Annotated in this window: 17 protein-coding genes and 1 pseudogene; 8 read left to right on the top strand and 10 right to left on the bottom strand. The window is 61.2% G+C overall.

Going from position 1 to position 19811, the window contains the following annotated elements:
- Window positions 1-538: 538 nt before the first annotated feature.
- The 3 genes from AYJ54_RS48650 to AYJ54_RS51020 form a co-directional block, all read right to left on the bottom strand.
- On the bottom strand, window positions 539-790 hold the full coding sequence (locus AYJ54_RS48650) for a hypothetical protein (protein ID WP_082905394.1): 252 nt from the start codon (window positions 788-790) through the stop codon (window positions 539-541).
- Between the two features lie 284 nt (window positions 791-1074).
- Window positions 1075-1386 carry a hypothetical protein gene (locus AYJ54_RS48655; protein WP_063696015.1) on the bottom strand — a complete coding sequence of 104 codons (312 nt, stop codon included), beginning with the start codon at window positions 1384-1386 and terminating at the stop codon, window positions 1075-1077.
- Window positions 1387-1592: 206 nt separating this feature from the next.
- On the bottom strand, window positions 1593-1763 hold the full coding sequence (locus tag AYJ54_RS51020) for a hypothetical protein (RefSeq protein WP_161491961.1): 171 nt from the start codon (window positions 1761-1763) through the stop codon (window positions 1593-1595).
- A gap of 871 nt (window positions 1764-2634) precedes the next feature.
- Between AYJ54_RS51020 and AYJ54_RS51665 the strand changes: the two genes are divergently transcribed.
- The gene (locus AYJ54_RS51665; RefSeq protein WP_201724346.1) at window positions 2635-2781 is read left to right on the top strand and encodes a hypothetical protein; all 147 of its coding nucleotides are present in this window, start codon (window positions 2635-2637) and stop codon (window positions 2779-2781) included.
- 599 nt (window positions 2782-3380) lie between these two features.
- Here the strand turns inward: AYJ54_RS51665 and AYJ54_RS51750 are convergent.
- From AYJ54_RS51750 to AYJ54_RS46345, 7 genes are all read right to left on the bottom strand, one after another.
- Entirely contained in the window at window positions 3381-3602 is a 222-nt protein-coding gene (locus AYJ54_RS51750; protein WP_063709240.1) for a hypothetical protein, read from the bottom strand.
- Window positions 3603-4541: 939 nt separating this feature from the next.
- Complete coding sequence (locus AYJ54_RS46325) at window positions 4542-7661, bottom strand: efflux RND transporter permease subunit (RefSeq protein ID WP_063709241.1); 3120 nt, start codon at window positions 7659-7661, stop codon at window positions 4542-4544.
- A 910-nt stretch (window positions 7662-8571) separates the two neighbouring features.
- Window positions 8572-9435, bottom strand: a complete 864-nt coding sequence (locus AYJ54_RS46330) for a carbohydrate ABC transporter permease (protein ID WP_063709242.1) — start codon at window positions 9433-9435, stop codon at window positions 8572-8574.
- Window positions 9432-10361 (bottom strand): carbohydrate ABC transporter permease, encoded by a 930-nt coding sequence (locus AYJ54_RS46335; protein ID WP_063709243.1) that lies wholly within the window; start codon window positions 10359-10361, stop codon window positions 9432-9434. The genes AYJ54_RS46330 and AYJ54_RS46335 overlap by 4 nt, the downstream gene beginning before the upstream one ends.
- Window positions 10362-10376: 15 nt before the next feature.
- Entirely contained in the window at window positions 10377-11681 is a 1305-nt protein-coding gene (locus AYJ54_RS46340; protein WP_063709244.1) for an ABC transporter substrate-binding protein, read from the bottom strand.
- A gap of 218 nt (window positions 11682-11899) precedes the next feature.
- Window positions 11900-12103, bottom strand: coding sequence for a hypothetical protein (locus tag AYJ54_RS50430; protein ID WP_136624399.1), 204 nt, complete (start codon window positions 12101-12103; stop codon window positions 11900-11902).
- Window positions 12104-12463: 360 nt separating this feature from the next.
- Complete coding sequence (locus AYJ54_RS46345; protein WP_082906155.1) at window positions 12464-13075, bottom strand: NIPSNAP family protein; 612 nt, start codon at window positions 13073-13075, stop codon at window positions 12464-12466.
- A 167-nt stretch (window positions 13076-13242) separates the two neighbouring features.
- Here AYJ54_RS46345 and AYJ54_RS46350 point away from each other — a divergent pair, with 167 nt between their 5' ends.
- The 7 genes and pseudogenes from AYJ54_RS46350 to AYJ54_RS46380 form a co-directional block, all read left to right on the top strand.
- Window positions 13243-14502, top strand: coding sequence for an ABC transporter substrate-binding protein (locus AYJ54_RS46350; protein WP_136624400.1), 1260 nt, complete (start codon window positions 13243-13245; stop codon window positions 14500-14502).
- Between the two features lie 20 nt (window positions 14503-14522).
- Window positions 14523-15380 (top strand): branched-chain amino acid ABC transporter permease, encoded by an 858-nt coding sequence (locus AYJ54_RS46355; protein WP_063709245.1) that lies wholly within the window; start codon window positions 14523-14525, stop codon window positions 15378-15380.
- Entirely contained in the window at window positions 15377-16357 is a 981-nt protein-coding gene (locus tag AYJ54_RS46360) for a branched-chain amino acid ABC transporter permease (protein ID WP_063709246.1), read from the top strand. Before AYJ54_RS46355 ends, AYJ54_RS46360 begins: the two co-directional genes overlap by 4 nt.
- The gene (locus tag AYJ54_RS46365) at window positions 16344-17078 is read left to right on the top strand and encodes an ABC transporter ATP-binding protein (protein WP_201724347.1); all 735 of its coding nucleotides are present in this window, start codon (window positions 16344-16346) and stop codon (window positions 17076-17078) included. Before AYJ54_RS46360 ends, AYJ54_RS46365 begins: the two co-directional genes overlap by 14 nt.
- Complete coding sequence (locus tag AYJ54_RS46370; protein WP_063709247.1) at window positions 17075-17827, top strand: ABC transporter ATP-binding protein; 753 nt, start codon at window positions 17075-17077, stop codon at window positions 17825-17827. The genes AYJ54_RS46365 and AYJ54_RS46370 overlap by 4 nt, the downstream gene beginning before the upstream one ends.
- Complete coding sequence (locus AYJ54_RS46375) at window positions 17824-18594, top strand: FadR/GntR family transcriptional regulator (protein ID WP_063709248.1); 771 nt, start codon at window positions 17824-17826, stop codon at window positions 18592-18594. The genes AYJ54_RS46370 and AYJ54_RS46375 overlap by 4 nt, the downstream gene beginning before the upstream one ends.
- Window positions 18595-19352: 758 nt before the next feature.
- A pseudogene (locus AYJ54_RS46380) lies at window positions 19353-19811 on the top strand (phenylacetate--CoA ligase family protein); the annotation flags it as partial.

Consider the following 19811-nt stretch of genomic DNA (forward strand, 5'->3'; position numbering starts at 1 on the left):
AGCAGATCGCGAAGCTCGCCGCAGAGTGGAGCTAGCGGCCGGTCTTTCCTGTGGACCACAGCGCTTCCACCAAAACAAGGCAGCATCGACTCAGACATGCTCCGACGGCACGCGACTCCTCTCCCGGTCGCGCACTGGGACCTTTAAGCCCTGGCCCAGCTCCCTTGGCTGGGGCTCTCTTTCGATCAACGCTATCGCTCCCCCATGAACCTTGATCGTTACGCCGGAACGGCCAGCGCTGCGGGCCTCGTATTGATCTGCTAATCATCACTTGGTTAGGCCTGTGAGGCCCGCTCCATTCGACGTGGACGGATGTCGGTGAGTTCATCAAAGTGCTTGGGTCGATCGACTGGAGGTGCGGCCGTCACCGGTGCGGTTGTGGCATGGCGCGGACTGGAAAAGTGGTGCGCCGAGACAGCCTGCATCAACGAGAACCATACGCCATGCCTGCGGGAAACCGGCGTGACGCGCTGATCGTCCCCAAAAACGAAAAGAGGCCGCCAACTGAGGCGGCCTCTTGCGCGTGTCCTTTATGCTTTTAGCGCTTGAGCTTACCGGGCGTGTAGCCTGAGGCTCCCGGAGATCCGGTTACGGGTCCATTGGACTGCATCTGATGGCCGGGGGAATAGCCTGAAGCGCCGGTCGTGCCCGTGACGGGGCCGCTGCTCTGGAACGAATGGCCCGGCGAGAAGCTGGAGGCGCCTCCGCCAAAGCTGCCGCCTGGTCCACGCGCATGGGCCGCCGAAGTGACAGCGACCAACGCAGCCGCGACTACGAACACCTTTTTCATTTTGATCCACCCTTTCTCTCTTTGATCGGTCGCCAACGATTCAGCGGCCGTCCCGGATCGGGAAAAAGTAGAAATCGGATGGCGTGTTCAAAGTAAGACGCAGTCTGGTCTTTGGTGCGAATGCGCCAAGCTCGAACGATCTATTCGAGATCGCGATCTCCTATCCTGACGGCAAGCTTACATGGGGACCTTGTGTCCCAGCTTTACCTATCGGACAGCGCGGGACTTAGCGATGAAGCGAGCATGCTCTGGATCACGATGCGCTCGACGCCGCTGATCGCGGCTCATTGCTCGTTGTCATCCTCCAAACCGCGGCGCCAACCGTAACCGCCCCAACGTGGACCGTAATAGCCATAGCTATGTCGGTATCGGTAACGCTGTCGCCACTCGTCGTCGTCATAGCGTCGGTAGTACCCGTAGGGACGGTAATAGTCACGCTGGTGCCAACAGCGCCCCCATTCGTTGCACACCCAGCGAACCTGCTCGACGTTCAACGTTGGTACGGTCGAGCGCGAGATCGGCATGGCGTCGGCACTACTCGCGGCAAGGGCGGCGAACGCCGCGGAAGAGAGTAGAATGGCAATCGGCTTTCCCATCGAAGCCTCCATGTGTGGATTCGTGATGGAGAGTGTGGCCGTCCCGGGCTGAACCGCAGTTGAATGAGCGTTGCAAAAAAAGCCGCGGTTCTGAGCACGAACTAAACGGTTCCATCGCTTCGCCGCCGCGCGCTGATCGCGCCCTGGGTGAACGAGCAGATGAAGGCCGCCGGTTTGGCGGGCCTTATACTTCTGTCAGGGGGCCATTAGGTACGAAACCACCGACCTCCACGGCTCTCGGCATCCTGTGCGAGCTTAAGCCAGTCGGCGGCCAAGCGCAGCCACGCTTCCTTGTCGAGCGGGCTGATCGCCTTCTCAGCTAGGTGGCGGCAATCCTCGGCTTCCTTGCGGAAGCGTTCTGCGTCTGTCTCGGCCATGGTGCAAGGATAACGCGCAGAATGGGGCGTAGGTGGCCCCGCGAGTCTCGTATGCCCTTAATCGACGGCTGAATCGTGAGGCGGTAGGCGAAGAATGTGCTGCCATCGAATTGTTCAAAGACTTCACCGCAGACCGGACAGCGATATTCGCCCGTAGCGGGTGGTGCCGATGTTGTCTCAAGCTCAAGCCGCCTGAAGCCAGCCCCGCACTCTGAGCACGTCACGTCGCCCTTTTTCATCAGCCACCCATGAAACTCCGGCGGAACATTCATAACATGGGTTAAGGCGGAACTAGGACGCTAGGCCAAGATGGCTCTAAACAAAATTAGGACACCCGGGGATTCAGATTAGGACACAAGGGGTTAAATACGGACGTAGCGTATTTTTTGGGACTGTCAGCGGCCTAATCGGCGGCGATGGCTGGCCAGCCGCGGGCGGTTCCAGTCCCTACGTGGTGCCGGGGGCCGAATTGTCTCGCGTTTGAGGTCGCTGCGGCGCATACTTGCGTTATCACCGGTCCGCATCGTGGCATTTGCCGGTGACTGAGAGTGTTGCGCTCCCGCCTATACGTAGGGAGGCATCATGGCCCAACCTCAACGCCCGTCGCCCGCCATTCCACCGACCACATTTCAGCGCCCCGCCTGTCCGAGGTGCAAGGCTTCGATGATGCTCGTCAGCATCGAGCCAGAGCGCCCAGGCGTGGACTTGCACAGGTTTCAGTGCGCTGTCTGCAACCACATGCTTACGACCCTTGCCGCCTACGAAGATCCTATGCATTCGAAGGCCCTTGGCCGCTGGCTGCAAGGCGATTTGCACGCACCGATGTGAGGTCGAGTAGTCCTAGAAAAAGCCCAAACTTCATGGGTGAGCCATGACAGTCTTCGTCTACGTCAACACCAGCAAGCAGGTCGGCGACAAGGAGCACATCAAGGTGTTCGTCAACCAGGACGCGGCCGAGAAGTGGTTCGAGGATAACGATCCCGAAGGCGTCGCGTTCGAATACGAGGTTTTCGAATGAACCGGATCCGCTGCCGGACTATCTACGCAATGCGGGCGAACGTCGTGTTGTTGATCGTCTGGCAGTTTCTTGCATCGCCTTGGGGCCCGCCAGCGAGAACCGGCGGGCCTTGGTCTTAGGGCTCAAATCGCTTGGACCGAAGCTTACGGCCGCCTTCTTCTCACTGCAATGTCGAGCTGTGTTGCCAATTAGCAAAAGCACCTGTGTGGCAGACGAACAATGCGGGGCCTCCACTTGAGCACCAAACAAGCAGAGCTTTTGAGGGTTCTGTTCTCCATGGGCCTGACGGCTTTCGTTGGCGCGGGGACATTCGTCGTCATCCGATACCTGACCGGGTTGTCGGAGTAAGTGAACCCGCTGGACTAGCGTTTGCCCTAATCTGGAATCTATTCCGCAGATAAAGCGCCCAGCATTCGTCCTCAACGCGCCGGAATCTCGATCGCATTCTTGGGGCGTTGGAAGCTGCGCTGGTAACGATGCTTCTGGCTACCGCTCCATCGCTTGACCTTGGCCCCAGCCCCAGCGATGGAGCGGCATATCACCAAGCATGATGGGTAGGCCTGCCAGCGTGAACCGGCGGGCGCCCGCCCGCGTTCCCTCTAGGAAAAACAAAAGTCCTTGGCCTCCATGAGCACGAATCGCGCCACCCGCAGAATCGTCACTGTCGTTATGCCCGCGATGATCATGATCACATCATGTCCGGCCGTCGCCGGCGTGAAGCGGCTCGCGTCGATTCCACAGCCCCTCTGGGGCGCGTGGGCACCAAACGCGGATGCCTGTAGCAACGCTACAGATGAATCGATCGTCGTCCTGTCAGCCAAGTCCTACACAAGCTCGCGAACTTCATGCAACATTATCGATCTAAGCGAAACGCCTGGCACAAACGGCCCAGTTTATTCCGCTCGTTCGCGGTGCACCAAGCAAGGACAGACACAACCCACAATATCAAATCTGATTGTTCGCACAGAAGACTCGAGTCGAATTTCAATCGGTTCTGATTTCACAACTCTGAAGATGCACCAAAAGTGTTGAGCCAATCACCGAGCAAACTCGATAAATGGATGGTAATTAATCACCCAACTGCAATCCGTTAGGCCGCTGGATATCGGTAGTTCAGGCGGCTCTTTCTCGAATCCAAAGCGTCAGGCGAAGAATGCGACGTCTGCTGTTCCTGACGGTCGTACATCATCACCCATTACGGGCGCCGTCGCTGTGTGCGGCCCGTCGTCCTTGATCTGCACTGAGTCTTTCCGCTTCGCTCAATCGAGCCCGCTCAGGACGCGCCCCGATGACCTAGCATGTGACTTGAGAAACTATGGAAACGCTTTCAACGTGACGTCTGAGACGTGATTGAGTTCGTCAGAACACATCTATTGTCTCAGCTGCGGCCAGTTTACCAGAGCCGTTCTAAGCCAACTCCAGAGCTCTATGAACTGCTAAAGAAGCGGCATAGGATGGCGATTATCACTTGATCAATCGCGTCGTCGTTGATTGCAATCACATCGCCGATGGAGGCATCACGGGCGGGCCTCGATTTTGGTCTAGAAGTCGCCCAGCAATCCGCGCGGAACAGACCGCCCGGCTGATTCAGCCCCCGTCCTCAAATACAATCCAAAGTCGTCACTCGACGCCGGATCGTCGGGAGCCGCCCGGCTGCACCTCGTCTCCCGCTCGCAGGGCCCGCAAGCGGGAGAGGGAGCGCACTTCCGTTGCGGCATTCGATGGTTGCGCACAGCCGCCCGCTCTGCCCCGTCTGCAGATCACCGCGCCCGGCGCGAGAAGAAGGAGATCAGGACCGGCAGCGTCACCAAGATCACGAGCGGCGCCAGCATCATGCCCGTCACGACCACGACGGCGAGCGGCTTCTGCACCTGCGAGCCGATGCCCTGCGATAGCGCCGCCGGCAACAGCCCGACACCGGCCACCACGCAGGTCATCAGCACCGGCCGCAACTGTAGCTCGCCTGTGCGGAACACGGCACTGATCCGGTCGTAGCCTTCCTCGATCAGCGTGTTGAACTGTGAGAGGATAATGATGCCGTCCATCACGGCGATGCCGAAGAGCGCGACGAAACCGATCGCGGCGGAGACGCTGAACGGAATGCCTGATGCCAGCAGCCCGAGCACGCCGCCGAAGATCGCCATCGGGATCACGCTCATAGCGAGCAGAATCTCGACGATCGAACCGAAATTGAACCAGAGCAGGATGGCGATCAGCGCGAGGCTGATCGGCACCACAATCGACAGACGCTTGATTGCGTCCTGCAGGTTGCCGTATTCGCCCACCCATTCGAGCCGCGATCCGGGCGGAAGCTGGACCTCGGCAGCGATCTTCTGCTGAGCCTCCTGGATCGCGCCGCCGAGGTCGCGCTCGCGCACCGAGAACTTGATCGGCAGATAGCGCTCCTGCTGCTCGCGGTAGATGAAGGCCGCGCCGGAGACGAGGCTGATGGAGGCGACCTCGCTCAGCGGGATTTGCGCGATGCCGTTCGGTCCATTGACGCCGATCCGCAAGTTCTGGATCGCCTCTGCGCTCTTGCGATATTCCGGCGCCAGCCGAACGATGATCGGGAAATGCCGGTCGCTGCCGGGCTCGAAGAGATCGCCGGCGCTATCACCGCCGATCGCCACCTTGATGGTGGCGTTGATATCGCCGGGCGCAAGCCCGTAACGCGCGGCCTTGGCGCGGTCGATGTCGATCTGGATGGTTGGCTGGCCGAGCGAGGTGAACACCGCAAGATCGGTGATGCCCTGCACGGTCGCCAGCACCGATTTGATCTTTTGCGCGGTCTCGGTCAGCGATTTGAGATCGTTACCGAACAGCTTGATCGAGTTCTCACCCTTCACGCCGGACACCGCTTCGGACACGTTGTCCTGCAGATATTGCGAGAAATTGAACTCGACGCCCGGAAAGCGGTCGTCCAGTTGATTGAGTAGTTCGGCGGTGAGTACTTCCTTGTTGTGGGTGGCTGGCCATTCGCTCATCGGCTTCAGCGGCGCGAAGAATTCGGCGTTGAAAAATCCAGTCGCGTCCGTGCCATCGTCAGGGCGTCCGTGCTGCGAGACCACGGCTTCAACCTCGGGGCGGCTGCGGATCAATTTCCGCATCTCGTTGACGTAAGTGTTGCCTTCCGCAAGCGAGATGGTCGGCGGCAGCGTCGCGCGAATCCAGAGATTTCCCTCCTCGAGCTTGGGCAGGAATTCCAGTCCCAGGGTGCGGCCGAAAACAAATGTCATCACGGCAAGGCCGATGGCGCCGATCATCACCAGATCCCGATTGCCGACGGCCCAGTTCAGCACGGGCACGTAGAGCCGGTGCAGCAATGCCATCAGCCGCGTTTCGGTTTCGCGCACGTGAGGCGGCAGGATGATCGCACTCAACGCCGGCGTCACAGTGAAGGTCGCTAGCAGGCCGCCGACCAGTGCGTAGGCATAGGTTCGCGCCATCGGCCCGAAGATGTTGCCCTCGACGCCGCTCAAGGTGAACAGCGGCAGAAACGCCGCAACGATGATGGTGGCGGCAAAGAAGATCGACCGGGATACGTCTGCGCCCGCGCTGAGGATAGCATGACGTTTCATGCCCATCGTCGTGTCGATCGAGATATAACCTTCCTCGATCTGCGCGAGAGTCGTGGTTTGCGTCAGCCGTCGGAAGATTGCTTCCACCATGATGACGGTGGCGTCCACGATCAGGCCGAAGTCGATGGCACCGACCGACAGGAGGTTCGCGGATTCGCCTCGTAGCACTAGGACGGTGACGGCGAAAAACAGCGCGAACGGGATCGTAGCACCGACGATCAGTGCGCTTCGGAGATCACCCAGGAAGATCCATTGCACCAGCACGATCAGGAGGATGCCCATGACCATGTTGTGCAGCACCGTCGATGTGGTGAGATCGATCAGGTCCTTGCGGTCGTAGATCCGCTCGATATGCACGCCAGGCGGCAGGATGCTGGAGTTGTTGATTTTTGCGACCTGCTGCTCGACTCGCTGAATGGTCGGCGTGCTCTGCTCCCCGCGCCGCATCAGCACGATGCCCTGGACGATGTCATCGTCGTCATCGAGGCCGGCGATGCCGAGCCGCGGCTTCTCGCCCACGGTGACGGTCGCAACATCCTTGACCAGCACCGGATTGCCGCCGCTCTGCGAGATCATGGTCTTGGCAAGATCGTCCATGGAGCGGATCAGGCCGACGCCGCGTACGACGGCGGACTGGGACCCGATATTGATGGTGTTGCCGCCGACATTGATGTTGGAATTGCTCACCGCCTGCAGCATCTGCGGCAGCGTCAGCCCGTTGGCGATCAGCTTATTGAAGTCGACCTGCAGCTCGAAAGTTTTGGTCTTGCCGCCCCAGCCGGTGACGTCAATCACGCCGGGCACCGCGCGAAAACGGCGCTGGAGAATCCAGTCCTGGATAGTCTTGAGGTCGAGCACGCTGTAGTTCGGCGGCCCGACCAGCCGATAGCGGTAGATTTCGCCGATCGGGCTCACCGGAGAGATCTGCGGCTGCACATTGCCAGGCAGCGGCGCCAACTGCGCCAGCCGATTCAAGACCTGCTGCAGCGCTTCGTCGTAGGTGTAAGCGAAAGAGAACTGCAGCTTGACGTCGGACAAACCGTAAAGCGAGATCGTGCGGATCGTGGTCACGTTCTTTATGCCCGCGACCTGGGTCTCGATCGGAATCGTGATATAGCGCTCGATCTCTTCCGCCGACAGGCCCGAGCTCTGGGTCACGATATCGACCATCGGCGGTGTCGGATCTGGATAGGCTTCGATGTTGAGCTGCCGAAATGCGATCAGGCCGCCGATCAACACGGCCACGAAGATGCCAACCATCAGGTAGCGGCGCTGGACGGCGATGGCGACAAGGCGATCCATTCAGATCAACCTTTCGAACACTGAAGGTGAGATGCGCCAACCGCTACGCGCGGTCGATAGAGACGCTGCCTCTCGATAAATCCGCTCGCAGCGAGCTCGGTCGGCATTTCCTAACTGAACGAGGCCCAGGAATGGACGCGAAGCCAACAGGACCTCGTAATCGAGGCGAGCCTTGGGGCTGGCCCACGATCATCATCAGCATACACCTATTGCCTCTACCGCATAGTTCGATGCGCGTAGCCCAGCTGATGATGTACACCAACCTTACGCCAAGCTTACAACCGGGGACGATTGCTCGTTAGAAGTTGTTCTGTCGGGTGGGACGCGCTTCGTTGGTTCGCGCGAACTCGGCAACGACGGATCGTGCCCAAGCGAGCCTATATAGGCCAGGTTGTCGATCTGCCCGGGTCTAACTGGGGCGGCGCGTTGTCGGCATCTGACCGAAAACGTGCGTCGATTGCTCCACCATGTGCCCAAGAGCCTTTGATCCCATTTTCGGCCTGCATGTCCCGACGATCCGGCGTCGAGTGACGACTTTGGATCGCATTTGAGGAGGAGCTCAATCCAACCAGGCGATCTCTTCCGCGCGGGTTTGCAGGGCGACTCCTAGGCCAAAGTCGAAGCCCGACCGTGATGCCTCCACTTCAGCGGCTGTCAGAAAGTTGGCTGTCCCGCTGCAGAGGAGTTTTGCAACAGATTCTGGGGATAAGCAGACATCTGGGTACAGGCGAAAAATGACGCGATTGACCCGTTGTGGACCCCGTCGACCCGCCCAGTTCAAAACCAGTGGCCGCAAGGGCGCGCTGGTTCGTGTCTGGCGAGAGGCACAGACCTTCGCTGCTGCGCACGTCGGTTGGCGAGCCAACGTGGCGCTATCTTACGACACGGCGTTTGGTTGGAAAGAGCAGGCTTAACCCTTCACCGCGCCCGCGGTCAGCCCATGTGTCAAGTGTCGTTGCAGGAAGCTGAACAGCACGGCCACGGGAACGGTGCTCAGAATGACCCCGGCCGATAGCTGTCCCCATTGCACCTCGTACTGGCCGACCATGTAGAGCAGCCCAGCTGAGAGCGTGCGCATGCTGGTCTCGGTCGTGAACGAGATCGCGAACAAGAGCTCGCTCCAGGATACGACGAAAGCGAAAATGGCGGTCGCAGCGATGCCCGGAGCCGCGAGCGGCAGCACGATGCGGCAAAGCGCGCCGAAATGGTTGCAGCCGTCGATCATCGCGCTCTCTTCGAGGTCGCGTGGTATGGAGCTGAAATAGCCGACCATCATCCAGACTGTGAACGGCACGGTGAACGAGAAATTCGAATAAATCAGCGCCTGATAGGTATCGATCAGGCCGAGCGTGCGCCATTGCGTGAGCAGCGGCGCGATCAGGAGAACGCTCGGAAACATCTGGGTGGCAAGAAAGATCAGCAGCAGCGCATCTCGTCCTGCGAAGCGGAAGCGGGCAATCGCATAGCCGGCGAGCACCGATACCACGGTGGTCGCGACCATCGTGACCGAACATACCCACAAGCTGTTGAGAAAGAAGCGGCTGAACGGCGTGACCGGCGACGTCCAGGCATCGACGTAATTCTCGAAGGTGGGATGGACCGGCAGATATTGCAGCGGCGTTGCGTAAAGCTCCTGCCGGTCCTTCAGCGATGTGAGGAACATCCAGACGAACGGCCCAAGGGCAAAGGCGGTGAGCAGCACAAGACCGATCCAGATCACGGGACCAGCCAACACCCGCTCGGCAAGGTCTTTCGGAGCAGCGCGACGCGTCATTCGGTGTCCTCGAGGCCTTTGGTTGTGCGCAGGTAGAGCCACGTGAACGCCAGCATCACGAGGAGCAGGACGACCGAGAGCGCGCCGGCGTAACCGAAGTCGAGGCTCGAATAGGCCTGCAGCAGCGTGTAGGTCGAGGTGATCTGCGTGGCGTTGGCCGGGCCGCCGCCGGTCATGACAAAGATCAGGTCGGCATAATTGAATGTCCAGATGATGCGCGTGGCCGTCGCGACGACGATGATGGGCCGCAGCAGCGGCAAAGTGATGTGCCAGAAACGGGCGAACACGCCCGCGCCGTCGACGTGGGCCGCCTCGTACAGCTCGTCCGGAACGGCTTGTAGCCCCGCTAGCAGCATGATGGCGAAGAAGGGAATCCCGCGCCAGACATTGGTGAAGACAACCGCCGCCATCGCGAGATCCGGTGACGAGAGCCAGGCGACGCGCTCCTGCATCAGGCCGACCCGGATCAGGAGGTCATTGATGACGCCATAATTCGGTTGATAGAGCCATTCCCAGATCAGCCCCACCACGACTCCCGGGATGATCCAGGGCAGCAGGGTCAGAGTGCGCACCAGAGCGCGTCCCGTGAAGGCCTGCTGGAGCAGAAGGGCTGCGGCAAATCCGAGCAAGAATTGCAGGAGGACCGAACCGAACACCCAGACAACAGAATTCCTCAGCGTCAGCCAGAACACGGGGTCCTCGACAAGGCGGAGGTAGTTGCCAAGCCCGATGAAGCGGTAGTCCTGCGGCTTGTACAGGATGTCGGCGTAAAGGCTCATCTTGATCGCGAGCAGGATCGGCACGACGACCGTCGCAAGCATGCAAAGCGCGGCCGGCACGAGGTACGAATACCCGATCAACAGCTTGCGCACTCGCCAGCTGATCAGCGGACGGGTGCGGGGCTTTGCAACGGTGAGCGTGGTCATGATCGTTCCCGACGCTTACGTCATCTCCTTCTTCAGGATTTCGGCGAAGCGGTCGAGGCACTCTTTTGCGGAAACCTTTCCAAGCATTGCCTGTTGAATGAGCGGTACGCCGTCCGAGTCGATCTTGCCGCCCCAGCCGGGATAGGCGAGGTAAGGGCTGACGATGCCGATCGGGAAGGACTGCACGAAGCCGGCGAGCGCGGGGTCTTTGGAAAATACCGGCCTGTCGAGGATCGACTTGCGCGCCGGCAACAGGCCGAGGGTCGTGTTGTATTTGAGGCTCGGCTCATCATCGAGCATGAAGCTCATGAACTGCCAGGCGCCTTCCTTGTTCTTCGCGCCTTTGAACATGGTGAGCGTCTCGGAGAACCAGAATGAGGCGCGCTTCTTCGCCGGACCGATCGGCAAAGGCAGCGTGGCGAATTTGTCGACGCCAACGTTTTTCTTCTGCTGGCCGCTCGAGCCAGAATTGTGCTGGTACATGCTAGTGACGCCACGCCCGAAGGTTTCGACGATTTCGACAAAGCCGTCGGTCGCCGCGCTCGGCGGCGTGACCTTGTGCTTGAGCGCGAGGTCGAGATACCAAGCAACCGCGTCGACGGCTTCCTTGGAATTGATCACCACCTTGCCGTCCTTGAGCACTTCTGCCCCGTTGGCGTAGGCGAACTCGGTCGGATAGAGCAGCGCCCAGGTGCCGCTGCCGCGCATCCCGTAGCCGTACTGGTTCTTGTCCGCCTTGGTGAAGGCTTTCGAGAGGGCGAGGAACTCGTCCCAGGTCCAGTCCGGTGTCGGCTCCTTGAGGCCGAGCTCTTTCAGACGGTCGGTGCGGTAGTAAATTCCGTCGAGCGTCACGGCGAGCGGCAGCGAGATGATCTTGCTGTTGATGGTGACGGTCTGCCAGGCGGTGGGCACGACATCCGCGTAGTGCTTCCAGGTCTTCGCGCGCGCGGTGATGTCTTCGACGGCGCCCATGCCGTTGAACTGGCCGACCCAGTTGTCCCAGACCTGGCAGAGATCGGGCGGGCTTCCGCCAGTGATTGCGCTGATGAGCTTCTGACGTGCTTGTGCCTGCGGCACATATTCGATCTGCACCGCGAAATCCTTCTGCGACTGATTGAAGCGCTCGACCAGCGAGTTCATCAGCGCGATGCGTGTCGGCTCGGGAACGCTCCATTGAAAGCGGACCGGCTCGGCGCCCCAAGCCCTGCGCGGGGCAATGAACGGAGCATCCCACCAGGCCAGATCGGCCGCAGCGATGACGCCGGCACCAGCCAGCGTGTGCAGTAGCTTCCGGCGAGACAGCGAGGTACGCTCATCCATAATTGGATCCTCCCTCTGGCCAGGCCTCTTCCGGCTCTTGTTGTGGCATCATGCCACACCATGGCGGGCGCGAAAAGTTCCAAACAGGTTAGCGCTTGGCACACTCAGCACACTCAGTATAGAGGCCTGGGCCCGAAACTGACCAAGCGAGACTGCGATCCCCTCATCGAGTAGGCGATCCCCTTCCCGCGCAATCCCAGTTAATCGTCCTGCCCAACTTATTGTGATCCCAGCGGAGAGCCGCGCGTGATGTCAGCCTTTGGCCCTGAGCTGAACAACGCAGGAGCCGCCGCCATGTCGGCTGTTTGCGGGAAACCGGACGCCACACGATCGTTGGGCTGACCGCTGCTTTTGACCCGGATGTATGGCCCGGTCGTGCGGTGCAAGAAGATTTCGACGATCCGGTAGATGCGGTCTTGCATCAATGTATCCGGCCTCGGCTTGGAGCGCAGTGCTCCGGGCCATCATGGATATCAGCGCGCATGCGATCTGGTTAGCGGACAGGCCTCGACGGGGCCATTTGGGTCACCAGTGTTCGCATGCGCCGGGAAGACCGATTCTCCATCGTCGTCTCATCCTCTCGCAGACCTCTACCCGCCCAAGCGAGGTCTCGAGCGCCAGAATTCGTCGGGTTGGGAGTTTGGGTTAGCGATCCCTGCAGCAAGGCTTTCTCTATGAAAGCTGACCTCCTCACGCGGGAATATCTTCGGGTCCGAAGCAGAATCGCATGATCGCACAGCCGTTGGCGCGCCCGGGCCTCATGTTACTGCGTGAAAACACCATCAGCGCATCGGCGAGAAGGGAGCAGGCAAGTAGATGTCAGTTTGCTGGGCCGTGAGATGGCTCGGGCCGCCGGGCGGTGGCCAGACACCGTCAGCTATTGCCTTGTCCCGTAGCCTCACGCGCTCGTCGAGCGTTCGGTAGGGCCAGATGTGCAAGAAGCGCGTGACCGTCCCCGTCACGGATGTCATCGCGGCAAGGAGAGGGGAGACGGCCTTGCGGGCGGGAACCGCCTTCCGCCAAAGCTCCATTGTCGGGGCGAGCCCGTCCGGCTTGAGCATGTAGCTGCGCACCTCGTACCAGGGGCCGAATTGGCCCGGTCGCATCGGCTCGATGAAATCGAAGGACACGTAGGTGTCCATGGTCATCTCGACGATGAACTCGCCGATGCCAAGCGGGCGGCGCTCCGTCAGAGTGGCGATCTGGCTTTCCATGCTTGCAGCGACATCGCCGCTCGCGCGGATCATCATGATCCGGTTGAGCGCGCCGATCTCTGAATACCAGCAGGCCAGCAGATCCGGTTCGGCAGAAAGACGGGGGCGCAGCACGCTAAGCGCCTGCGGATGCGTTCCCGGCCGCACGGTGACGGTGGTCACGTCATAGCGCTGCACCACGTTCTCCCTCCCCAACTCCCCGGCGATGGTCGCAATTGGCAGGCGAAACCGCCGACCCTAGCGTGGTCAGAGGTCTGACCAATAGCCGGAAGGACCAGCAAAAAACAATGCTGGGTTCGACCGAACCGCTTCGCGATTGAACCACAGGCGGGGATGGGAGGATAGATGTGACAAGATCATCTGTCTTGCTGGCTGTCTGCGGCGTCGCGGCAGCGATGTTCGGCTTTGCGGCTCCGGCCGCTCGCACTGCCGAGCCGGTCCGGATCGGGATTATGTGGCCGCTCACCGGCAACGCCGCGGCGGCGGGGCAGGCGTCCAAGGCGGCCGTCGAGGTCGCGCTCGACATCATCAACAACGCGCATCCGGAACTCGCCAATTTGCCGCTGGCCGCGACGACCGGACTGCCCAATCTCGGCGGCGCCAAGATCGAGGTGACGCTTGTCGATCATCAGGGCGATCCGTCGATGGCCCAGCAGCTCACGACGCGGCTCGTGACCCAGGACAAGGTCAATGCGCTGATGGGCGCCTACCAATCCTCATGCAGCTTTACCGCGACCGCAGTGGCCGAGCGCTACGGCGTTCCCTTCATGGTCGGGGAGTCGGCGGCCCTCAACATCACCGGCCGCGGCTTCAAATGGGTGTTTCGCGGCACGCCGATCGCATCCGACTACGCCCGCACCTACATGCGTTTCTTCGCGGACCTGAAGAAGCAGGGCAGGAAGATCGACTCGATCGCAGTCGTCAACGAGAATACCGACTACGGCACCTCGGTCGGCGACGCGATTGAAGCTGAGGCCAAGCAGACCGGCGTGCCCGTCGCGATCCGCATTCCCTACAGCGCGAGCTCGACGGACGTCTCGGCGCAGGTGCTGCAGCTCAAGCAGAAGCAGCCCGATGTCGTGATCTTCATTAGCTACACCGCCGATTCCATCCTCTACATGAAGACGATGCGGAATCTCGACTACAGGCCGCCGATGGTGATCGGCGACGACACCGGGTTTTCCGATCCTTCCTTCATTCCCGCGGTGAGCGATGTCGCCCAGGGCGCGATGAACCGCAGCGCCTGGGACATCGGAAAACCCGGCTCGACCACATACAAGATCAATGAGATGTACAAGGCAAAGACCGGCCGCGATCTCGATGACACCAGCGCGCGCAACATGCAGAGCCTCTTTGCGCTTGCCGATGCCATCAACCGCGCAGGCTCGACCGATCCGGAGAAGATCCGCGATGCGCTGGCGAAGACGGATCTGAAACCCGACCAATTAATGATGGGCTATCAGGGCGTGAAGTTTGACGAGACTGGGCAAAACATCCTTGCCGCGACCTACCTGATCCAGCTGCAGGGCAAGCAATACCAGCTGGTCTGGCCGGAAACCGCGGCCAACGCCAAGCTGCAATGGCCGATGGCGGGCTGGACGCAGTGAGGTTGAGGGATCGCTGATCGATGGTGATCATGCAGGTGATCGTGGGCGGCCTCCTGCTGGGGGCCATCTACGCGCTGTTTTCCTCAGGGCTGACGCTGATCTGGGGCATGATGAATTTCATCAACTTCGCCCATGGCGAATTTGTCATGCTCGGCATGTATGTCGCGCTTCTCGTTGTGGTAGGGATCGGCGGCGGCCCCGCGGTGTTCGGGATTGCGGCCGCCGGCGCGCTGTTCGCGCTCGGAGTCGTGATCTACGCCTTCCTCATTCGACACGTGCTGCGCGGTCCCATGATCGCGCAAATCCTCTCTACCTTCGGCCTGGCGCTGCTGCTTCGTTACGCGGCGTTCTGGTTCTTCTCCGCGAATTTTGTGTCGCTGCCCGGAAACGCACTGTCCGGCACCATCGATCTCGGCGGCATATTCCTCCCCGTCGCGCAGGTCGTTGCCGGCAGCGTCGCGATCGTTCTAACTCTCTTGCTGCAGTTTTTGCTGACGCGAACGCTGATCGGAAGCATGTTGCTGGCGGTTGCGGAGGATCCTGACGCGGCGACGCTGATGGGGATCCGCCCGGACCGCATCCAGGCGCTGGCCTGGGGCTTGTCGGCGGGTGCCGCAGGCATTGCCGGCGCCTTGCTCGCGACCGCCTATCCCTGGTCGCCTTCGGTCGGAGAAACTTTTGGATTGATTGCCTTCGTAGTGGTGGCGTTCGGCGGGTTCGGCAGCGTGCTCGGCTCGCTCTACGCCGGACTGATCATCGGGCTGATCCAGGCCGCTTCCGGTTTCTGGCTCGGGGTGATCTACAAGGACGTCGTTGTCTACGCTCTGTTCGTCGCATTGTTGTGGCTGCGACCGCAGGGCCTGATGGGCAAAGCATGAAAAAGCTGGCTGCTCCGCCGCTTGGCCTTACCCTGCTTGCGGTGGGCCTCGTGCTCTATCCCTTGCTCTTTTCCGATGCCTTCTATCGGGACATCGGCGTAACTTTCCTGCTCGCGGCGATCGCCGCCTCTGCATGGAACATCGTCGGCGGCTATGCCGGACAGATTTCGGTCGGCCACAGCATGTTCTTCGGGATCGGAGCCTATACCCCGGTTTTGTTCTATACGCTGTGGGGATGGCCGCCGCTCGTCGGAATTCCTGTCGGCATCCTGTTGAGCCTTGCGCTCGCTGCCGTGATCGGCTTGCCGACGCTGCGCCTGAGCGGGCACTATTTCAGCATGGCGACGATCGCGGTGGCGGAGCTGATCCGTATCCTTGTCGGCACGTGGAATTTTGTCGGCGCGGCAATCGGGCTGCAGGGCCCGGCGAGGGGACGCGCGTGGTGGGACCTGACGTTTCGCAGTGAACTGCCCTACTACTACATCTTTCTTGTTGTGCTTGGCATCGTGCTGGCAGTGACCGCTACCTTCGAATCCCGCCGCTTCGGATATTACGTGCGCGCCATCAAGGCCGGCGAACGTGCCGCCAAGAGCCTCGGTGTGCCAGTGCACTGGACCAAGATGCAGGCGCTTTTGCTTTCCGCTGCCTTCACGTCGATTGCAGGCTCGCTTTACGTGGTGAAGACCGGCTTTGTCGACCCGGGCAGCGGCTTCGGCATTCTCGTATCGGTGCAGATGGTCATCGTGGCGGCACTCGGTGGCGCCGGCACGCTCTATGGCCCGCTGCTGGGCGCGCTGATCCTCATTCCGTTGCAGACGGCGACAAACAACTGGCTTGGCGGGGGCGGCTCGGGGCTGACCTTCATCATCTATGGCGGCATCATCGTGCTGATTGCCCGCTTCGAGCCGGGCGGGCTGTCGGAGCTTTGGCATCGGCTCTTGCGAAAACGATGGAAGCGGGTCGATGCCACTGCTTGACGCGCAAAACGTATCCAAGGCGTTTGGAAGATTCCGCGCCGTCGCGGACGCCGACTTTGCCGTCGATCAAGGCGAGATCATTGGCCTGATCGGTCCGAACGGGGCCGGAAAGTCGACCTTATTCAATTGCCTCGCGGGCGACATGGTCCCGAACGCCGGGCGCATCATCTTCGACGGGGCGGACGTGACGCGCGCGTCAGCAGAAGCGCATGCGCGCGTCGGCATCGGCCGCACCTTCCAGGTGCCGACCACGTTCGAGGACATGAGTGTGCTCGACAATGTGATGGTCGGCGCCTTCCTGCGCCATCCGCACCGCGACGACGCCCGCGAACAGGCCCGCCGCATTGTCGAACTCACCGGATTGAAGCCGGACCAGCGCGCGCGCTCGCTCGGTACGCCGGGACGCAAGCGGCTTGAAATCGCCCGTGTGCTTGCCACCGATCCGCGCCTCTTGCTACTCGATGAATCGCTTGCCGGGCTGACACCGGGCGAACTGCAGGACGCGATCGCGCTGGTCCGCCGTTTGCATGAGATGGGGATCACGATCGTGATCGTCGAGCACATCATGGAAGTGATCATGACGCTCACCAAACGGGTGGTGGTGTTCAACCAGGGTCACGTGATCGCAAGCGGCACGCCGGAAGAGGTGGTCGCCGACGAGCGCGTGATCGAGGCCTATCTTGGCCGCACTGGAACACCGGAGCGGGGGTCAAAGCCGTGACTGAGCTGAAGGTAGAACATCTCTCGGTGAGCTATGGCGATCTCGTTGGGGTCGCAGACATTTCGCTAAAAGTCCGCGCCGGCCAGGTGGTGGCCTTACTCGGCTCGAACGGGTCCGGCAAGACCACGACGCTGAACGCGATCGCCGGCCTTGTGCAACCCTCGGGTGGGCGCGTCGAATGGAGCGGCGAACCCATAACCGGCAAGCCTGCCTATGCGATCGTGCGCAAGGGCTTGGCGCTCTCCCCGGAGGGATGGCGGCTGTTCGCAGGCCAGACGGTCGAGCAGAATCTGCGGCTCGGGGCGATCACGCTAGCCGACCAGCCGCGCCGGCAGGCGATGTTCGAACGTGTTTATGCTCTATTCCCGCGGCTCGCCGAACGCCGCCGCCAACTCGCGGGCACGCTGTCCGGCGGCGAGCGCCAGATGCTTGCGCTCGGACGCGCGCTGATGAGCGAGCGGAAACTCCTGATGCTGGACGAGCCGAGCCTCGGGCTTGCGCCGGCGGTCGTGAGTGCGCTCTATGACACGCTGGCAGAGCTGCACCGGCAGGGACTCACGCTGCTTTTGGCCGAACAGTCGATTCTGCTCGCGCTGCGGATAGCCGACTATGCCTATGTGCTGCAGACCGGGCGCGTCGCGCTCGAGGGGCCTGCGGACGAGCTTGAGCGCAACGAACAGGTCCGCGAGATCTATCTTGGCGTTGCCACGCGTGAGCAGCAGCGTCGATCGATGGGGACGGGCCGATGAAAAAGGCCCCGACGGCAAGGCAGCGTTCAGCCGCGGTGCGCTCCTTCCTGCCGTTGAAGGGCGGGCGCAAGTCCGATCAGGTCTTCGAGCAGATCTCGGCTTTCATTCGCAGTGGTCGCTTTCCGCCCGGCACAAGGTTGCCTGCGGAGCGTGAGCTCACGACCATGCTCAACACCAGCCGCCAGACCGTTCGTGAGGCAATCTATCGCGCCGAGCTCGTCGGCTTGATCGAGATCCGCCATGGCGCAGGCAGCTTCGTGGTTTCGAAGACCGCACACGGCCCGGAGGACAAGCCTCTGGTGGATCTGATCAAGATCGAGGCGGACAGGATCGGCGAGTTTTTCGAGATCAGGCGGGCGCTGGAAGGCTGGTGCGCCCAGCACGCGGCCAAGGTGGCCAAAAGGAGCGATCTTGCCGCCTTGAAGGCGAGGCTCGATGCCATGCGCCAGCTCGACGTCAGCGACGGCGCCTGGGAGGAGAACGACATCGAATTCCACCGCGCACTCGCGGTCGCGACCGGAAACCCGCTTGCCGTGCGCATGATGGCGATGCTGCGCGAGACTTTCTCTGCGTTCTACCGGCTGAAGCGGTTCATTCCCAAGCGCGAGGAGCAGAATCTGATCTGGCAGCATCACCGCGACGTCTATGATGCCTTGCGCGCCCGCGATCCACAGCGCGCGCGAACGGCCATCATCGCGCATATGGATTTCGTCGAGCTGAAGCTCGCGGAAAGTGTGGACCTGTTGGGCAAAGCCGGTAGGGGATAGCGCGCGTCAACATCGGATATCTCCGTCGGCTCCTGCATTGCCATCGCAATCGTGCGCAACCCACTCCTCGCGCCGTTACGGACCAAAGAGTGCCATCGGGCCGACATTCAATGGCGTCCTATCTGTCGCGACGTGCTGGACAACGCGGCGTTCCATGCATGTGCGGCCAAAAGCGCGCCCGTCTTCGATTTTTCGCGAGAGCGTTAGCCAAGCCCAGATAGTAAGACCTGCGGGACTGCGGGCTAGTTCGGCTCCGGTGGTGGATGGGCCGCAAGTGAGCGGCCCGATCCGCACGCGCATCAAAGAATGCACGTTGGCGTTATCCGGGCAGCCGCGTGGCGTCCCGTCCGTCCGGATGCGATAGGGCGCGACGCCCGTTGTCCGGTCGGGCGGATCACGCCTTAACCGGATCTCGCCTTTCACCTAGTCGTGAGTTGGGTCAGCTGCCTGTGCGGGTCTACATCAAGGGCGGGTTGATCGAGACGGTCTCTCGCGCCACGAGCGCCACAGCACCAGAGCCGACAGTGCCAGTGCCCGACGGGGCCAGCGCCGACAGTGCCAGCGCCCTAGCGGCCAGAGAAAGCGAGCATCAACCTCCGCGCCCCACGCGGCGCAAGCGCTTGCGCCGCGAGTCGGGCGCGGTTGGTTAGTTATAGGCCGTTTCGTCTGATGATCCTGTAAACCTTCGCGAGCCTCTTGCGCGGTGGTGCGACGTGAATGTCATCGCCACGCGCTCGCCTGCTGTGGGTTCACTTGTCATGAGCGAAAGCATCTTATCGGTATTGCTCGATGCGCATTGCGCAAGAAGGCAAGGTCTCAACGCCATTGCGCAGCGACAACGCGCTCGGCTGAGCGAGGCCGTCGCCTTCGCTAGCGCCAACTCGCCGTATTATCGCGAACTCTACCAGGATCTACCGGAGCGGATTGAGAATTCGTCCGTGCTGCCGGTGGCTAATAAGCAAGAGCTAATGCATCATTTTGACGACTGGGTCACAGACCGCGAGGTTAGTTTCGCGGCAGTGCGAGGGTTTGTCGATAACCCTGAGCTGATTGGGCAGCGCCTCCTTGGCAAGTATTCAGTGGCAACCACTTCGGGCAGCACCGGGACACCTGGAATATTTCTGTTAGACACACACAATTGGACGGTCACTCTCGCTTTTTCGCTGCGCATGATGATGGGCTGGCTTAGCGTCAGCGACATGTTTCGTCTCCTCGTC

Source organism: Bradyrhizobium centrolobii, assembly GCF_001641635.1.
GTDB classification, from domain to species: domain Bacteria; phylum Pseudomonadota; class Alphaproteobacteria; order Rhizobiales; family Xanthobacteraceae; genus Bradyrhizobium; species Bradyrhizobium centrolobii.